The 17,067-nt window shown below is 38.9% G+C and carries 16 protein-coding genes; 2 read left to right on the forward strand and 14 right to left on the reverse strand.

The window, feature by feature from the left end:
• Positions 1-130: 130 nt before the first annotated feature.
• From pseI to NSQ94_RS18020, 13 genes are all read right to left on the reverse strand, one after another.
• Complete coding sequence (gene pseI / locus NSQ94_RS17960; RefSeq protein WP_339193556.1) at positions 131-1,189, reverse strand: pseudaminic acid synthase; 1,059 nt, start codon at positions 1,187-1,189, stop codon at positions 131-133.
• Entirely contained in the window at positions 1,186-1,743 is a 558-nt protein-coding gene (gene pseH, locus NSQ94_RS17965) for a UDP-4-amino-4,6-dideoxy-N-acetyl-beta-L-altrosamine N-acetyltransferase (protein ID WP_063388977.1), read from the reverse strand. Before pseH ends, pseI begins: the two co-directional genes overlap by 4 nt.
• A complete protein-coding gene (pseG, locus tag NSQ94_RS17970) occupies positions 1,740-2,834 on the reverse strand; it encodes a UDP-2,4-diacetamido-2,4,6-trideoxy-beta-L-altropyranose hydrolase (RefSeq protein WP_339193557.1) in 1,095 nt (364 codons plus the stop codon). Before pseG ends, pseH begins: the two co-directional genes overlap by 4 nt.
• A 15-nt stretch (positions 2,835-2,849) precedes the next feature.
• A complete protein-coding gene (locus NSQ94_RS17975) occupies positions 2,850-3,581 on the reverse strand; it encodes a glycosyltransferase family protein (protein WP_339193558.1) in 732 nt (243 codons plus the stop codon).
• 12 nt (positions 3,582-3,593) lie between these two features.
• The gene (pseC, locus tag NSQ94_RS17980) at positions 3,594-4,778 is read right to left on the reverse strand and encodes a UDP-4-amino-4,6-dideoxy-N-acetyl-beta-L-altrosamine transaminase (protein WP_339193559.1); all 1,185 of its coding nucleotides are present in this window, start codon (positions 4,776-4,778) and stop codon (positions 3,594-3,596) included.
• Positions 4,779-4,818: 40 nt separating this feature from the next.
• Entirely contained in the window at positions 4,819-5,790 is a 972-nt protein-coding gene (gene pseB / locus NSQ94_RS17985; protein WP_063388981.1) for a UDP-N-acetylglucosamine 4,6-dehydratase (inverting), read from the reverse strand.
• Positions 5,791-5,833: 43 nt separating this feature from the next.
• A complete protein-coding gene (locus tag NSQ94_RS17990) occupies positions 5,834-6,511 on the reverse strand; it encodes a sugar transferase (protein WP_235600488.1) in 678 nt (225 codons plus the stop codon).
• A 28-nt stretch (positions 6,512-6,539) separates the two neighbouring features.
• The gene (gene galU, locus NSQ94_RS17995) at positions 6,540-7,421 is read right to left on the reverse strand and encodes a UTP--glucose-1-phosphate uridylyltransferase GalU (protein WP_327856193.1); all 882 of its coding nucleotides are present in this window, start codon (positions 7,419-7,421) and stop codon (positions 6,540-6,542) included.
• A 715-nt stretch (positions 7,422-8,136) separates the two neighbouring features.
• A complete protein-coding gene (locus NSQ94_RS18000) occupies positions 8,137-8,901 on the reverse strand; it encodes a CpsB/CapC family capsule biosynthesis tyrosine phosphatase (protein ID WP_063389125.1) in 765 nt (254 codons plus the stop codon).
• 96 nt (positions 8,902-8,997) lie between these two features.
• On the reverse strand, positions 8,998-9,696 hold the full coding sequence (locus NSQ94_RS18005) for a CpsD/CapB family tyrosine-protein kinase (protein ID WP_063388984.1): 699 nt from the start codon (positions 9,694-9,696) through the stop codon (positions 8,998-9,000).
• On the reverse strand, positions 9,686-10,432 hold the full coding sequence (locus NSQ94_RS18010) for a YveK family protein (protein ID WP_063388985.1): 747 nt from the start codon (positions 10,430-10,432) through the stop codon (positions 9,686-9,688). The genes NSQ94_RS18005 and NSQ94_RS18010 overlap by 11 nt, the downstream gene beginning before the upstream one ends.
• Positions 10,433-10,595: 163 nt before the next feature.
• On the reverse strand, positions 10,596-10,730 hold the full coding sequence (locus NSQ94_RS18015; RefSeq protein ID WP_268753482.1) for a hypothetical protein: 135 nt from the start codon (positions 10,728-10,730) through the stop codon (positions 10,596-10,598).
• A 374-nt stretch (positions 10,731-11,104) separates the two neighbouring features.
• Positions 11,105-11,248: a hypothetical protein gene (locus NSQ94_RS18020; protein WP_186439282.1), complete on the reverse strand. Its 144-nt coding sequence runs from the start codon at positions 11,246-11,248 to the stop codon at positions 11,105-11,107.
• A 176-nt stretch (positions 11,249-11,424) separates the two neighbouring features.
• Here NSQ94_RS18020 and NSQ94_RS18025 point away from each other — a divergent pair, with 176 nt between their 5' ends.
• Positions 11,425-13,038, forward strand: coding sequence for an SWIM zinc finger family protein (locus NSQ94_RS18025; RefSeq protein ID WP_339193561.1), 1,614 nt, complete (start codon positions 11,425-11,427; stop codon positions 13,036-13,038).
• Positions 13,039-13,087: 49 nt separating this feature from the next.
• On the forward strand, positions 13,088-15,835 hold the full coding sequence (locus NSQ94_RS18030; RefSeq protein WP_339193563.1) for a DEAD/DEAH box helicase: 2,748 nt from the start codon (positions 13,088-13,090) through the stop codon (positions 15,833-15,835).
• An 833-nt stretch (positions 15,836-16,668) separates the two neighbouring features.
• Here NSQ94_RS18030 and ssb read toward each other — a convergent pair.
• Complete coding sequence (gene ssb, locus NSQ94_RS18035) at positions 16,669-17,052, reverse strand: single-stranded DNA-binding protein (RefSeq protein ID WP_339193564.1); 384 nt, start codon at positions 17,050-17,052, stop codon at positions 16,669-16,671.
• Positions 17,053-17,067: the final 15 nt, after the last annotated feature.

Raw genomic sequence — 17,067 nt, forward strand, 5'->3', positions numbered from 1 at the left:
GAGTATCTTGTGAGATAAATCTAAAATAAAAGAACCAAGAAATAGCATTTAAGATAAAAAGAAATTCTAGCCAATGTTGTTGTACTAGATCATTCCTTAATTGCGTTTATCAATTACAAAAGAATTTAACCTATTCTTTAAAAAGTAAATCAAACGATAATGGAGTTCCAGCTTTTAAATCTTTATTAGCTGTTAAGCCAATAATTTTTTCAAAATATTTAGGCTCTAAACCATATCCCGGTCTAATAACTCTAATATTTTCTTTCGTGAATTTTTCCCCAGCTTTTATATCCTTTGCTACATAAATCGATCTTCTAAATTTTAGCGACGCCTTTTCTTTCTCCGTTGGTCCATATTTTACTTCCCCTAATGCCTGCCATGCTCTTTCAGTTTCTTCTACTAATGCTTTCATTTCATCAGGCTCCATTGAAAATGCAGCATCTACCCCGCCATCAGCTCTTGAAAGGGTAAAGTGCTTTTCAATGACGGTTGCTCCCAACGCAACACTGGCAACTGCTACTCCAACTCCCATGGTATGATCCGATAAGCCCACTTGACAGTTAAATAATTCTCTCATGTGCGGAATGGTTAGTATATTTGTATTTTCAGGAGAAGCTGGATAGGTGCTTGTACATTTTAAAAGAACTAGATCCTTACAACCTGCTTCTCTCGCTGCTCTTACCGTTTCATCTAATTCGGCTACCGTTGCCATTCCTGTTGAAATGATCATTGGTTTCCCTGTTGAAGCGACTTTTTTAATGAGTGGAATATCGGTATTTTCAAAAGATGCAATCTTATACATCGGTACATCTAATTCTTCTAAAAAGTCTACTGCTGTTTCATCGAAAGGGGTGCTAAAAGGAATCATCCCTAATTCTCGAGCACGATCAAAAATAGGTTTGTGCCACTCCCAAGGAGTATAGGCTTGTTGGTATAGCTGATATAACGTATGTCCCTTCCATAAACTATCGCTATCTTCAATTTTAAATTCCGGATTTTCCAAATTTAATGTCATTGTATCCGCTGTATATGTTTGAATCTTTAACGCATGTGCTCCAGCCTTGGAAGCTGCCTCAACAATCGCTAAAGCACGTTCTAAGGATTGATTATGATTCCCAGACATTTCTGCGATAATAAATGGTTTATGATTTGGTCCAATCTTTCTTCCTTCAACAATAATTTCGTTCATACTCTCATTCCTTCAATCATATGTTTTATTTTACTTTTTTGTTCTTTCCATTCTTTATTAAATAAAGCCATTAATATCACATCTGCATATTGGTTATTTTTAAGGACGTGTTCTCTCAAAACACCTTCTGTTCTAAAACCTAACCGCTGATGATAACGAATGCTTCTTTCATTGAAGCTGATTATCTCGGCACATAATTTACGGATGTTTAACTCTTCAAATACAAAATTTAAGGCTAAGTATCCCATTAAAGTTCCTGAACCTTTTGGCGCACTTTGATCACCAACATAAAATCCCCAAGAACATTTGCCATTTTCCAAATCTATATTAGTAAAATTCACAACCCCAACTGGAACATTTTCTAAGTAAAAAATCTTTACAATGGTTCGTTTGTCTTTTTTAACTCTGTCAAACCATTTTCTATGTTCTTCTAGCGAAATAACCCGATCATGAAACATTACTGATCGAATATGTTCCTGATTTCGCCAATTTAAAACCATTTCTAAATGTGAGGAGTTCATATCTTCTAGTCTTGTACGTTCTAATAAGTTCATTTTAGTTCCTCCATAATTACCTTAACAACTGGATAAGTATTTACAATTTTGTGATTGACAAGTTTAGAAGCACGTTCAGATAGTAATTGAGCTTTTTTAGGATGCTCGATTAAATCCTTTACAGCCTCAAATATTTGATCAGACGTAACTTCATGACTACATCCAAGATTAATGGTCGCACCAAACTTGCTAACAGAATCCGTTAACTCTATTTGATTATCCGCTACAATAATTGTAATGGATGGAAGCCCTAAATAACATCTCTCCCATGTTGTTGTTCCGCCAGCTCCGATTGCTAAATCTGCTTCATTCATCAATTCTGCCATGTTTGACACTTGACAATGAAAAAAGAAGTTGAGATATCGATCACAATATTCTCGAATTTCATGTTTTCTTCTATTAGATGAACCTACAACAACATTTACTTTTATGTTATTTTCTAATAAAGCCAATGCATTCAGTGTCTTGATCGTTTCATTTGTAGGATCTGTTCCGCCAAAGAAAACAAGGATGTTATGAATTTTCCCATCACGAATGCGTTTCTGACGAGAAGCTTCGATAAATTCTTCCCTTAACAACACATAATTGGGTCCTAATAATTGTTTACATTCAGGAGGAACTAAATTTTTATATCTATCTTGATAATTTAAATACCAGTTTTGATCAAGGAGAAAATCACAAACATGCTTCCGATTTGCCAAATCATCGATCACCATTATTTTTTTTGAAAAAGGCTTTATCTTGCTTTCCCATTTACTATCCAATCCATAATGATCGACAACTAATAAATCTATTGAAAAATTATATTTTTTAAACAAGAATTGAGTTTCATATACATCTTGTTTCCAATTTTTTTCATACCATTGAAAAATGGCAAGATGGTCAGCCTTATTTATTTGAATTTTTGGGAGAACTAAAACGCGAAAACCATTGTCTTTAATAAAATTAATTAAATTGCCTTCAAGATCTCTGCATATAAAAGAAACATTGGCATTAACTTGTTTTTTTAGTTGATTTGCCAATGTTAAACATCTCATCACATGCCCAGTTCCAATTGTTAGCGATGAGTCAGTCCTAAATAGTACATTCATTTTTAAAAACACAACCTATAGTTTCTTTTGTTCAATATGTGCATTAATCTGCACCCACTCAGGCTTTGATCGCAAAATTTGAATAACATCTTCAAATGTAAATAATGGCTTAGTCGGATATAACACTTCTAATATGTTTTTAATTAAGTGGAAATCTTCCTCTGTATCTACTGTCCATCTATGTTTACTTTCATCCTTTACATTTGACACACTAAAAAATCTAAATTGATCAGGATGATGATATATATAGGCAGTTACATGCTCACGATACATTAACTCTTTAGCTTCTTCGTGAGCTCTTTTTAACGCTTTATATGACATCACTTCTGTATCCAGTCCTCTTGGATATGTGCGAGTTAATGTGTTTGAAACGTAATCGTATCGATCTTTATTTTCCAAATAATGTGTTACAATCTTATCAATAACATTTGGGTCTATAATTGGGCAGTCTGATGTTAATCGAACAATGACATCTGCATTAAATTGTGTAGCAGCTTCAAAATAACGAGACAGCACATCTTCCTCTGATCCTCGATAATAAGGTATTGAAAGTTGCTGACAAAGTTGAACAATTTGGTCATCACTTTCTTTCGTAGTTGTGGCGATAATGATTTCATCAATACTTTTTGCTCTTTTTACTCGTTCAATTTGATATTCAAGTAATGTTTTGTCTAATACTTTTTTTAATATTTTCCCCGGAAGTCTCGTAGAACCCATACGAGCTTGGATAATAGCAGCAACTTTCATTTTTCCACCTTCTTACTTCTTATAATAGTCTATCGTTCTTTTCACTGCTTTGATTACATCATGAACATCTTTTTCACTCATTGCAGGGAATAGAGGTAATGTAATCATTTCTTCATATAATTTTTCAGCATTCGGACAAATCCCTTTTTTGTAACCCAATTGTTGATAATAAGGTTGTAAATGGACAGGAATATAATGAACATTGACACCAATATTTTGCTGTTGCAGCGCTTCAAAAATTTCGCGCCTTGACGCTGTTAATTTATCTAATTTTAATCGAATAATATATAAATGCCAGCTTGATTGTCCATCTTCATGTTGGAATGGAGTTATAATTTCATCTATATCTTTGAATGCTTCATTATACATTGCAACATATTTTCGACGAAGTTCAACAAACTTATCAACCTTCTTCAACTGACTTGTCCCTAAAGCAGCTTGAATATCCGTCATGCGATAATTATATCCTAAAAACTGCATCTCATAATACCAAGGACCATGAAATTCGTTTAGTTTATCTTTCTCACGTGTAATCCCGTGTGAGCGGAATTGCAGTAATTTATCATAGTATTCTCTATTGTTTGTCGTAATAATTCCGCCTTCACCTGTAGTAATATGTTTTACTGGATGAAAGCTAAACATCGTCATATCACTAATGGAACCAACCTTTTTCCCTTTATATACAGCCCCTAAGGCATGTGCAGCATCCTCAATCACTACAAGGTTATGTTTTTTCGCAATTTCTAATATTCCATCCAATTCAGCAGGTTGACCTGTAAAATCAACCGGAATAATTGCTTTCGTTTTATCAGAAATCTTTTCCTCAATTTTATTAGGGTCTATATTATATGTTTTTTCATCGATATCAGAAAAAATAGGTGTCCCGCCTTGATAAATCACACAGTTCGCACTAGCAGCAAAAGTCATTGGTGTCGTAATGACTTCATCTCCATTGCCTATTCCGGCTGCAAAGCAAGCTCCATGTAATGCCGCCGTTCCATTCGAAAAAGCAACAGCATATTTGGCTCCAACATATTCTGCAACAGCTTGTTCAAACTTTGCAAGATATGGACCCGTTGTTAAATAGCTTCCTTTCAGTACTTCTATAACAGCTTCAATATCATCTTCATCAATCCATTGCCTTCCATATGGTAAATACGATTGTCTGACAGGTTCAAAAATTTTATCTTTCTCCATATATCTCACTCCTAAACTAGAAAAAAGTAGAAGAAACGTTTTACATTTCTTCTACCAATACTCGCAACTCTTCCACAGTTAACCATTCAGAATTTGTATCACTTGTATATTTGAACCCATCTGGAAGAGGAGTTCCACCTTTCAAAGCTTCTTCTGACCACCAAGGGAATTCAGGCTGGATCACATAATATGTATCAAACTCTAAAGTGCGGCGGGCATCGTCTTCTGAAATCATCGCTTCATGAAGTTTTTCACCTGGGCGAATACCAACAATTTCGATTTCACATTCTGGAGCAATTGCTTCCGCTAAGTCTACTACTCTCATGCTTGGAATTTTCGGTACAAAAATTTCTCCGCCACGCATACGCTGTAAATTATCTATGACAAATTGAACACCTTGATCAAGTGTAATCCAAAAACGAGTCATTCTTTCATCTGTAATAGGCAATTTACCAGTATGTCGAATTTTCTTAAAGAATGGAACAACACTGCCGCGGCTCCCAACAACATTTCCATAACGAACCACTGAAAATCTCGTGTCTTTTTCACCTACGTAAGAGTTTGCAGCTACAAAAAGTTTGTCAGACGCAAGCTTCGTCGCACCATATAAGTTTACAGGGCTGCAAGCTTTATCTGTGCTTAATGCAATAACTCTTTGAACCCCTCGGTCAATCGCTGCCTCTACAATGTTTTGAGCACCATGTATATTGGTTTTGATCGCCTCAAATGGATTGTATTCACATGCACCAACGTGCTTAAGAGCTGCTGCATGAATAACAACATCAACACCATCAAACGCACGGTATAAACGATCTTTATCCCGTACATCACCAATAAAAAAGCGAATACGAGGATCCGTATATTCCTGCGCCATTTCATATTGTTTTAATTCATCTCTACTAAACACAATCACTTTTTTTATATCATATTTTAAAATTTTGTTAACAAATTTTTTGCCAAATGATCCTGTTCCACCTGTAACAAGAATAGTTTTACCATTTAAATTATACATTGCTTAAACCTCTCTCTTTTTAAATTAATTTTAATTGTGCATATTAATAAGCGTTTTTTGAAGTAAACATAACTATTATTGTTTTAAATATAAGTTTAATATCTAAAAAGATAGATCTCTCATTTATATATTTAATATCCAACTCCACCATTTCCTCAAACCCTACATTACTTCTTCCACTCACCTGCCAAAGGCCTGTGCATCCAGGAGTCACAAGCAGTCTTTGCATATCATACTTTGTATATTGTTCTACTTCTCTAGGCAGTGGAGGACGGGGGCCAACTAAACTCATATCTCCTTTAATAACGTTCCAAAGCTGCGGAAGTTCATCAATACTTGTTTTTCGGATGAATTTCCCTATTTTCGTAGTTCTTGGATCCTCTTTTATTTTAAACATCGCACCGGATACTTCGTTATATTTTAATAAATCATTTAGTCGTTCTTCCGCATCTACAACCATCGATCGGAATTTATACATATAAAAATTTTTGCCGTCTTTGCCGACGCGTATTTGCTTGAAGAACACAGGGCCTTTTGGATCTTCAAGTTTGATACAAATAGCTACAATGATAAAAACAGGTAATAACAGTATAATTCCAAGAAACGCTCCTAATAAATCCATAATTCGTTTCGCAAGCAAATATCCTCTTTTATGATTAACCGCTGTTTTGTCAATTAACAATAGCTGCTGATTTGTATCCTCTTGATTAGATGCTTTCACAAAGGCCAAATCGACTCACCCTTTTTCTCTATTTTGTTATCCTTTCCTCTTTTATCAACTCTTCCATAAACTGAATCAGCTCTTGCTTTAGTTCTTCGTTTTTCATCGCAAACTCGATCGTCGTCTTAATAAATCCGATCTTTTCTCCGACATCATACCGTTTTCCTTCGAAGTTGTAGGCGAAGACGCGCTGAATTTCGTTCAGTTTTTGGATGGCGTCTGTTAGCTGGATTTCGCCGCCAGCTCCGATTTTTTGTTCTTCTAAAAATTGAAAAATCTCAGGTGTCAGTATGTACCGTCCCATGATGGCGAGATTGGATGGCGCGGTTCCTTTTGCCGGTTTTTCGACGAAGTTTTTGACTTCGTATCGGCGGCCCGTTTGTTCGAGTGGCTCGATGATGCCGTAGCGGTGTGTTTCTTCTTCAGGAACAGGCTGTACGCCGATGATCGATGCTCCCGTTTTTCCATATTCGTCCATTAGCTGTTTTAAGCAAGGCTTGTCCGCCTGCACGATGTCATCTCCAAGAAGTACAGCAAACGGTTCATCGCCGATGAATTTTCGGGCGCACCAGACAGCATGTCCAAGCCCTTTTGGTTCTTTTTGCCGTATGTAATGAATATCTACTTTGGAAGATTGGCGCACTTTTTCCAAGAGATCAAATTTTTCTTTTTCCACTAAATTGTGTTCGAGTTCAAAGTTGTTGTCAAAATGATCTTCGATCGCTCTTTTTCCTTTTCCGGTGACGATGATGATGTCCTCAATTCCGGATTCGATCGCTTCCTCTACTATGTATTGAATCGTCGGTTTATCAACGATCGGCAGCATTTCTTTCGGCATCGCTTTCGTTGCAGGCAAAAATCTTGTTCCGAGCCCCGCAGCTGGTATGATGGCTTTCCTCACTTTTTTCAATATACTCACTCACTTCCCTTTGTACTTTTTGTTTATACGGACCTACGTATAATCTATTCATCAATAGAGCATACGTAGATTCATATCGGTTTTGAAAACAATAACCACTTTTTGTTTCTAGTGGTTTTCCAGTTTTGTTTTTTAGTTTTAGCATTTTTTGTTTAAATACTCTTTATTTAGTTCTCTCTGTTTTAGGTAAATTATTTACTGACAATTTGCAGACTGTTTAATAAACAAAGCTTAATATGTTTGATGCAAATTTCAATTAAGATTTTTTATATAAGTCAATGTTTTCCTGTTAATTTTATCAATACTTTCTTGTGTTTGTTCAATATTGCTTTTTTACTCAATCCAATCATTCATAAAATAGTATAATTTTCCTTTCCATTCAGAGTAAAAAAGAATGCTTAACAGCTGCCTACAATTTTGGGCGTTATCCAGTGAATTCTTTCAATATATCGTGTTAATAAATCGGTGAAGCACGTGAAAAAGATACAGGTCTATAGGCATATCTTTCAATATACCGTGTTAATAAACCGGGCATCTAACCCGCCCTCACACCGCACCATCGACGACTAGCGTCTAAGGTGTCCTTTTGGAAGCACCCACAGCGCGGCCGAGTGCCTCTATTGATAAAGGTAAAGAGACATCACCTTTTTAAGGCATCTTTTATTTCACAAAACAATCTGGCAAATAGCCAGTCATATATTGTAATTTAGAAAATTCCAAAAAACTTCTTTTTTTTGATGCGCTCGGGCGGTTCTTTGTAAATCGCTTCGTTTCGAATGACGCAGTCGGCGTTTTCTTTGAAATATTCGACCGCATCTATGCCAAATTGTTCTTCCACCTCTGCAAAAGCTTCCTGCATGTGAAAGCTCCTATACTTCAAATCGTGCGCATCTGAAGCAATAAAATGAACAAGATTGGAATTTAGCAACTCGAAAGAAAATTTTTTAATTTTGCTGCCAAACGTTCCCGTAATGCTTGCTGCTGTCAGCTGGGCTGCCGCTCCCTGCTTTACAAGCTTGTACAAAAGGTCGGGATTTTGAGCAATTTCGCTGTTTCTCTCTGGATGGGCAATGATCGGATTCAGCCCGGCCATCATCATATCAAATATCAACCGTTCCGCATATCTTGGCACATGGTTTGAAGGAAACTCAATTAAAATATAGTTTGACTGATTTAAACCGCCGCAGTTCCCAGCCGAAAAGTCTTCAAGCAGTTCCCCGTACAGCCGGATCTCTTGGCCGGGAACAACTGTAAGCGGAATTCCTTCCTGTTTCAATGTTTCATTCAATTTTTCTGTCTTTTCTATAACGAAACTCCATTCATTGTCAAACTTCCCGTTTTTATGGTGCGGTGTAGCGGTAATGACCGAAATCCCTTGACGGACAGCCGCTCGCGCCATTTCGATACTTTCAGTCAAATGCTTCGCTCCATCGTCCACTTCCGGCAATATATGACAGTGCAGATCAATCATCATACGACACCATCCTTCAAATCACGGAAAAAAATCAGATATTTCTCATTTTAAACAAGTAGACTGTTTTTTTCAAAGGAAAATAGGAGAAAATACCTAATTTTTCCCGCCGTAATAATAGTAATAATGGCTGTCTTTCTGCGGCTTGCCGTTTAATACAACTCCTAGCAGCTTGCTTTGCGCCGCTATCAATGATTCCTTTCCTTTTAACGCTGCTTCTCTCTCCGTTTTTCCGCTTGCCACCACCATGATCGACGCATCGACTTGATTAGCCAAAATTTGCGCATCCGCTACCGCTAAAAGAGGCGGAGAGTCGATAATTACAATGTCGTATTGATCATAAGCTTCTTTGAGCAGCTCCACCATGCTTCTCGATGACAAAAGCTCGGCTGGATTCGGAGGAATCGGTCCGCTCGTTAAAACGTCCAAATGATCAACTTCACTTACCGATACAGCTTCCTGTAAAGTCGCATTTCTTAACAGCACGCTCGTCAATCCGTGAATGTTTTGCAGCCTGAATGTATAATGAACTGTCGGTTTGCGCAAATCGGCGTCAATTAACAGCACCTGCTTCCCTTGCTGGGCAAATACAACAGCCAAGTTTGCCGCCGTTGTCGACTTCCCTTCTCCAGGGCCAGTTGATGTAATCATGATCGAACGAATTTCATGGTCCACAGATGAAAATTGAATGTTTGTCCGAATCGTCCGGTACTGTTCAGAGATCGGCGACTTCGGGTTTAGCGCTGTGATCAATGTGCGCTGTTTTTGCTTCATTCCTTTCGCTCTAGGCGCCATACGTCTCTCCCCTGACTCTCGATTTTTTGACAGCTTGATTCACAGCCGAGCTGTTCATTTCATTGTCCATTTCAGAAATTGCCCCAAGCACTGGAAGCTCCAAAAGCTTCTCAATATCCTGCTCCGTCTTCACTGTATTGTCAAGATATTCAAGCAAAAACGCAAGCCCGACGCCGGCCATCAATCCGACAACGAACGCGATTGCCATATTTAAGACAGGCTTCGGCTTGACAGGGGAAGCATTTTCTTTCACTTCCGCTTTCGACAAAATGTTGACGTTGTCAACGTTCATAATGTTTTTAATTTCCTTTTGAAAAACGCCTGCAACCGTGTTGGCAATATTTGCTGCGTGCTGCGGGTCAGGATCTTGAACGGAAATGTTGACGACCTGCGAGTCCTTTTCGCTTCCGACCGTAATTTTTTCATTCAATTCGTCGACCGTCTCGTTTAAACCCAGCTCTTCAATCACCAGCTCTAAAATTCTTGGGCTTTTAATAATGACATTGTATGTATTAATGAGCTGCAAATTCGTTTGAATTTCGTTGTATTGAAAAGCGGCTTGGTCATCCTTCGTTTGGTTGACTAAAATTTGGGTGGAAGCTTGATAAATCGGAGTAATAAAAAAATAGCTGACAATGCCGCTTGACGCTGTTGCAATCGCCGTAATGAGAATAATTAAGCTGATCCGTTTTTTCAATGTATCCAATATCTCTTTTAAACTAATTGTTTCTTCCATGTTTACCTCCGTTGCAAAATATGTCATTACCTATCAATTTATTATAATATTAAATTCTTCCAACATCTAGTTGACTCGACATTTTTTATAGAGAATTTTGTCCTTTTTCAGAAAAAAGCGTAAGGAGGTGAATCGCTTCAATTCACCTCCTTACACTTTCTTCCTACATCGTATTCAGCAAAATTGCGGCAGCCGCCCCAATGGCAACAGCAAAAACCGGAAAAGCGATATAAAGGCACATTTTTTTGATTTTTCTTCTTGCTTCGATTTCTTCCGGTGTCAACCATTGACCTTTCAACCCTTCACCCTCCCCTTCCCCTGACGCGCTTCTCCTAGCAAATACCAAGAAAGCGTCATTAAAAACTTCAAAAATCCTTACAAAAATAATATGAAGTAAGAACTACAATACCCATATCGGTCAGCCGCCTTATGATGTTTACAGGAAAAAAGGCTTATTTTTAGTTCGGGGGAGATAGAACAATCAAACGTTCCCTAGCTTTTAAAACATGCAGAATGAAAGGAGATGTCAGATAAGTCACTTAAAATAAATCAAGTAGAGAAAACAAACCGTTTTTCTCTACTTGATTTCGTATTTTTCTATTTTTGCTTGAAAGTATCTGGCGGATGCCTGCTACTTTCAGTATGATGTGGGATAATCCCACAATCCCACAGCTATGATACATACACCTTTTTAATCTCGTGTTCAAGCTGTTTTAATAACTCTTTCGTTGTGACATGTTCGTTTGTTTCACCTTGCTTATACGCATTAAGGAGAATTTTCAGAAATTCGTCCTGGATCTTCTTTGTCTCTTTCATTCTGAAAAATTCCTTTCTTCATATTTTTACAAAAATAAACAGCAAGATATGACAATTATACTAACATCAATTTAAAGTTGCAATAGTTTACTAGACAAGAATCGTGTTCGATTTCGCATTTTGCGCTATAATCGTAAGGAACGTGTTGCTATAAACGACAAAGGAGCGGATTTCTCATGCCTTCCCATATATTCGATAAAGAATTAGTGCTTCATTGTTCAGAACAAGTGATAAACATGCTTTCCCCTGAAACAGAGGAACACCGTGAGTGGATAAAAAAAGGGTTTCTTTTATATAGACAAGGAAACGTGTTTAATGTCAAGCAAGAGGGAATATTTATTACGGCGGCAGTTGAGGACGTAAAGCGCGCTCATGTCAAGCTTGATTTGGAATATTTTCAGCTGTCAAGCTGCTCCTGTACTAATGAGTTTCCATGCCGTCATCTCATTGCTGTTTTTTTATATATTTATGCATTAACAGACGATCTCGGTGACTTTTTTAACAAGTGGAAAGAAAAACCGAATAAAAAGCTGGCCGTGTTGAAGGAGGAAGGCTTGATTCAAAAAGGAATGAAGCCGAGTGAACAATCGGCTGAAGATTGGGCGGAGCTTTTTAAAGCCGAACTGGACAATGTCGAAACGCTCTTCGGTACACAAAGAATTTACGCGATTTGGTATAAAGTGTATCCGCTTCTGAAAAAAAAGGAGCCTGAAAACCGAGAATTAAAACCTCTCTATCATGTAATGCTGGCAAGTAGTCTGCTTGTTGAAATTTGCCGTTTTTGCCATCAAAACGAAACAAATACAAATTCGCCAGCTCTTTTCCAGTATGCTGCTCAGGTGATAGAAGAATTGCAGCTTGAGATCATTGAACATGTAAAGCAAATAAAAACAACGCCTTTACCTTTTTCCGCTGATCCCATTTTACATGACATGAGGGATCACATCCGCGAGCTTTTGTTTTGCGGCAAAGCTTTTCTCTATGAGCGAGTCGTTATTTACCGGATCATCTGGGAGTATTTACTGAACAGAAAAAAGTGGATGGAAGAAGAGCGGACGATTCTTGAACATCAAAAAGATGATGAAATGAAAAAAGGCGGTTTGTTCATTCTTGAATGCGAACTCGCTATTTTCCATTTTGATTTTTTAGACAAAAACGACGACCATATCATCCATTACTTGCATGAAACTGATCTTCCTCTTTTGCCGTTTTTGTTTGATTGGATTATATCGATGAACAAACGAAAAGAATTTAAACGGTTCCGAAAATGGGTCCCGGTGATTCTTTATCAAGCCAATTTGTATATTCAAGTGGAAGTTTTTTACGATCGACAAGAAACGATATATTATTTATTAAATGAGTTTGAACATTACCGTGCTCAAGCTGGGGATGACGAGACGTTCGAACACGCTTGCCGAAAGCTTCTTCCGTACAGCTATGCAGTTTATCATGAATATTTAATTGAAAGAGGCCTGTTTCATACATGGGCGGAGCTCCAGCTTTTAATCGGCTTCTCTCTAGATGATGTAGAGAGCCGGCTTCTTACTATCATTGAAAAAAAAGCGCCCGGTGTGCTGCTTCCCCTCTTGCATCAAGAAATTGCCGACAAAATCGCCTCCAAAAACCGATCAAGCTACAAAGACGCTGTGAAATATTTAAAAAGGCTGAAACGCGTTTATAAAAAAACGGGCGATATGGACACTTGGGAACACTATTTTCAGCATATTACGAGCGAGTATAAACGCCTTCGCGCTTTTCAAGAAGAGCTCGTAAAAGGAAAATTGATGTAATACACACGCTTAAATATCAAAAGTATTCAACAGAAAAGGAAGTGGGGACATGTTCACCACAACTAGTCTTGTGATTTGCGCCGAGAAAATCGGAAATCATCAATACAGCATTTGGTGTACAGATGAAGTTGGCACCTTTCTTTCGCTTAAGGAATGGCAGCAATATGCATTTATTTGGCATACTTCTTCCTTTTACGGCACCGATTTGCGTGTATCAGACAATTGTATTCTGCTTTCGCCGTGGCAGGCGGTCGAATTTTTTGCCAAACGACCTGTCAACTCTTTGCTCAATATTTCCTTTTCCAGCGATCTTGCCTATACATTGCAAACAGCTGAACTGATTTTTCAGCTTGTTCAGACCGGTAACTTCATGCCTGACTATTCATCTTGGCAAAAAGGAAAGCTGGGCTGGAAGCCGAAGGATAACACGGTTAAGGAAATTGATCTTCCATGGTTTTCCGCTGCCGTTTCTGACCTTTTGGAAAGAAGCGCAGGAGCGAAACGTGCTTGGGATCAGCTTGTCGAAACATATCCTTTGCTCACATCATTTGAAGGGCATTTTCTTGACGAACAGGACTGGCTTGAGAATATAGGCTGGCGATTAAACGATCGGCCGTTTCAAATCGGCTTCCGTTTAAATGAACCTGAACAGGATGGTGGCATTTGGAAGCTGGAAATGTTTTTGCGTGATCAAACAGAGAAAGATTCTTTGCTTCTATACAAAGGGAAAAGCTCGCTGCCGGCTAAATGGCGGAAATATACGGACACAATTGAGCGTGAACAGCAGCGCCTTACTGCAATCGTCCCATGGCTTGCATTTGAAAATGGAGAAGCTCTATTAAGCGAACAGGAGGCGTGGCGTTTTTTATTTGAAGCAAGCGAAACATTCATCAAATCAGGCATCGAGATTCTTTTGCCATCCTGGTGGCAGGCGGTGAAGCAATCGAGCCTGGCATTGAAAGCGCATGTGAATACCGTCCCGAAAGGAAGATCGTTTGTCGGGATGAATTCCCTCATCGACTTTAATTGGCGGATCGCAACAAACGGCGTGGAGCTGACCGAAGAAGAATTTGAACAGCTGGTTGAGCAAAAACGGCGGCTCGTCAACATACGGGGAAAATGGATCATGCTTGATCCGTCAATGATCGAGCAGATGAAAAAAATGCTGAAGCGTGCAGAAAAAGAAGGCCTCCACATTTTTGATATTTTAAAGCAGGAATTTGGGCGAAATCGCGAAGAGGGGGACGAGCTAGAGCGCCCATTTGCTGGGATCGAAATCAAATTAAACAGCACATTAAAAAAAATGGTGAAGCAGCTGGGGGAGCTTTCGGAAATCCCTTCCGTAAGCATGCCGAAGCATTTCGCCGGCACCCTCAGACCTTATCAAAAACAAGGCTTGGATTGGCTGTTATTTTTACGCCGCTTCGGTTTTGGCGCATGTTTGGCAGACGATATGGGGCTCGGGAAAACAGTGCAGATGATTGCTTATTTTCAATATGTAAAGGAACGGGAGAAGCCGGAAACGCCCGCACTGATCATCGTGCCGACGTCCGTGCTCGGCAATTGGCAAAAGGAAATAGAAAAATTCGCTCCTCAATTAAACGTTTATTTACATTACGGCCAAAACCGGAAAAAAGGCGAAGCATTTCAAAAAAAGGTTTTGGGCTCCGATATTGTTTTGACATCTTACGGCTTAAGTCACGTTGATTTTGACGAACTTTCTTCTGTTCATTGGTCCAGCCTCTGCATCGATGAAGCGCAAAATATTAAAAACGCCCATACGAAACAATCGCGATCTATCCGGAAATTGAACAGCCATCAGCGCATTGCGCTGACAGGAACGCCGATAGAAAACCGTTTGACGGAGCTTTGGGCCATTTTTGATTTTATCAATAAAGGTCTTTTAGGAAGCCTTCACCAATTTCAGAAGCAATATGTGTTTCCGATCGAAAAAGGGGAAAAACCGGACAAAATTCAAAAACTGCGCAGCATGATCAGGCCGTTTCTGCTTCGAAGAACAAAACGCGATGAGCATGTCGCACTGAATTTACCGAAAAAACAAGAACAGAAGGAGTACGTGCCGCTCACCGTCGAGCAGGCATCATTATATGAACAGCTTGTCAAAGACACACTTGAGGAAGTAATGAAAGCGGACGGCTTCGAGCGGAAAGCACTCATTTTAAAAATGCTGGGCAAGCTGAAACAAATTTGCAATCACCCCGCTCTTTATTTGAAGGAAGAGGCTGTTTCTACTCTTCAAGGCCGGTCTCATAAAATCGATAAGCTGCTTGAATTAGTTGAAGCTATTTTGAATCAAGACGAAAGCTGTTTAATTTTTACCCAGTACATTCAAATGGGGAAAATGCTGAAAAACTTGCTTGAAAAAACATTTAAAATAGACGTTTTATTTTTGCACGGAGGCTTATCCAAAACAGAACGGGACAAACTTGTCGAGACGTTTCAAAATGGAGGCAGCCGCTTGTTTATTTTGTCGCTGAAAGCCGGAGGCACAGGATTAAATTTGACAGCCGCCAACCACGTCATCCATTTTGACCGTTGGTGGAACCCGGCCGTTGAAAACCAGGCAACCGACCGCGCCTACCGCATCGGCCAAAAGCGGTTTGTCCACGTGCATAAACTGATTACTACCGGCACAATTGAAGAAAAAATCGACGACATGATCGAGAAAAAACAAGCATTAAACGAAGAGCTGATCCAAAGCGACAACTGGATCACCGAACTTTCCACAGAAGAATTGAAGGACTTAATTGCACTCAGAAATGAAGAAAGACGATAAAGCGTGTCTGCATCGATCGAAAACGACTGAGGAATAAAAAAAGAGATAAAGCGTTAAGGTTTTTTTTAATGTAAAGCTTTTTAAAAAGTGACCGTGTCTACTTTAGCGACTTCTTTTATCAAAGTTTGAAAGCAAAGGGATTATTCCATTCTTAAGCTGTTAAAAAAGGAGGGAATCTTCTTGGCAAAAAAAGATTCTAAAACGGAAGCACATGCAGCGGAATGGGAAAAACTTTATGAAGAATTAATAAAAGCTGCAAATAAATAAGAACTCTTTTAACCACTCTTTTTGGGAGTGAGCAGCGGAGTCTATACACCACAAAAAAAGATCTTGGAGTCTTATCAATTTTAATGAGGCTGAGCTGAGGAAAAGACCGGAAGCTGGAAGCAGTCTCGACGAAACAGCATAAATACATTAAAAGGAAGCCAAGAATGGAGCGGTTGAAGCTTTTATAAAATGAAGCATCATTTTCATCTCTAAAAAATTTGAACAAAATGTATCAAAACGTCATTTCTAAAAAACGGCTGTTGCCTTTCATTAGCTGATAATTCCTTTCCTCTCAACAAAACAGCCAGCCTCAAAAAAACGGCTGGCCAAAGGTTGAGGGAGCTTTTAGGGGATGCCTTGTGATTTTTTCTTTTCACTGGAAGGAAAAAAGCGGACGACTTAGCTAACGGAAGTCCATTTTCGATTTGAGTCAAAAGGTGGACTTTTCTTCTCATAAGATTGATTTTCGTTTCTTCTGCGGAATCAAAAGCAAACTTACTTTACATCAAACATGCCTTATTTTGCTGAAGACGAAAAGGATTGTTTTTCCTCTAAAGTCAGACTTACTATGCCTCAGACTGTTCAGGTGCGGATTCCGGATCGAAAAGCTCTCTTGCCCGCATTCTTTGCGGCGGAGTGCCCATAAATCGAACGGAATCCGCAACAACTTCTGCTACGTACACTTTTTTGCCCTCGCTGTTTTCATAGTTGCGCGTTTGAATTCTTCCGATTACGCCAACGATCGATCCTTTCCGGCAGTAATTTGCAGTATTTTCAGCTGTTCGTCTCCAAAGTGTACAATGAACAAAATCTGTGTCGATTTCCCCTGCCGCATTGCGAAAGTTGCGGCTCACAGCCAGCGTAATATTGGCAACAGGAGCCCCTTCACTTGTATAGCGGATTTCAGGATCCTTCGTTAATCGACCGACGAGCGTCACATGGTTGATCACATCATCCCTCCCTTC

Origin of the sequence: Aeribacillus sp. FSL K6-2833 (assembly GCF_037965815.1) — a bacterium.
GTDB classification, from domain to species: domain Bacteria; phylum Bacillota; class Bacilli; order Bacillales; family Aeribacillaceae; genus Aeribacillus; species Aeribacillus composti.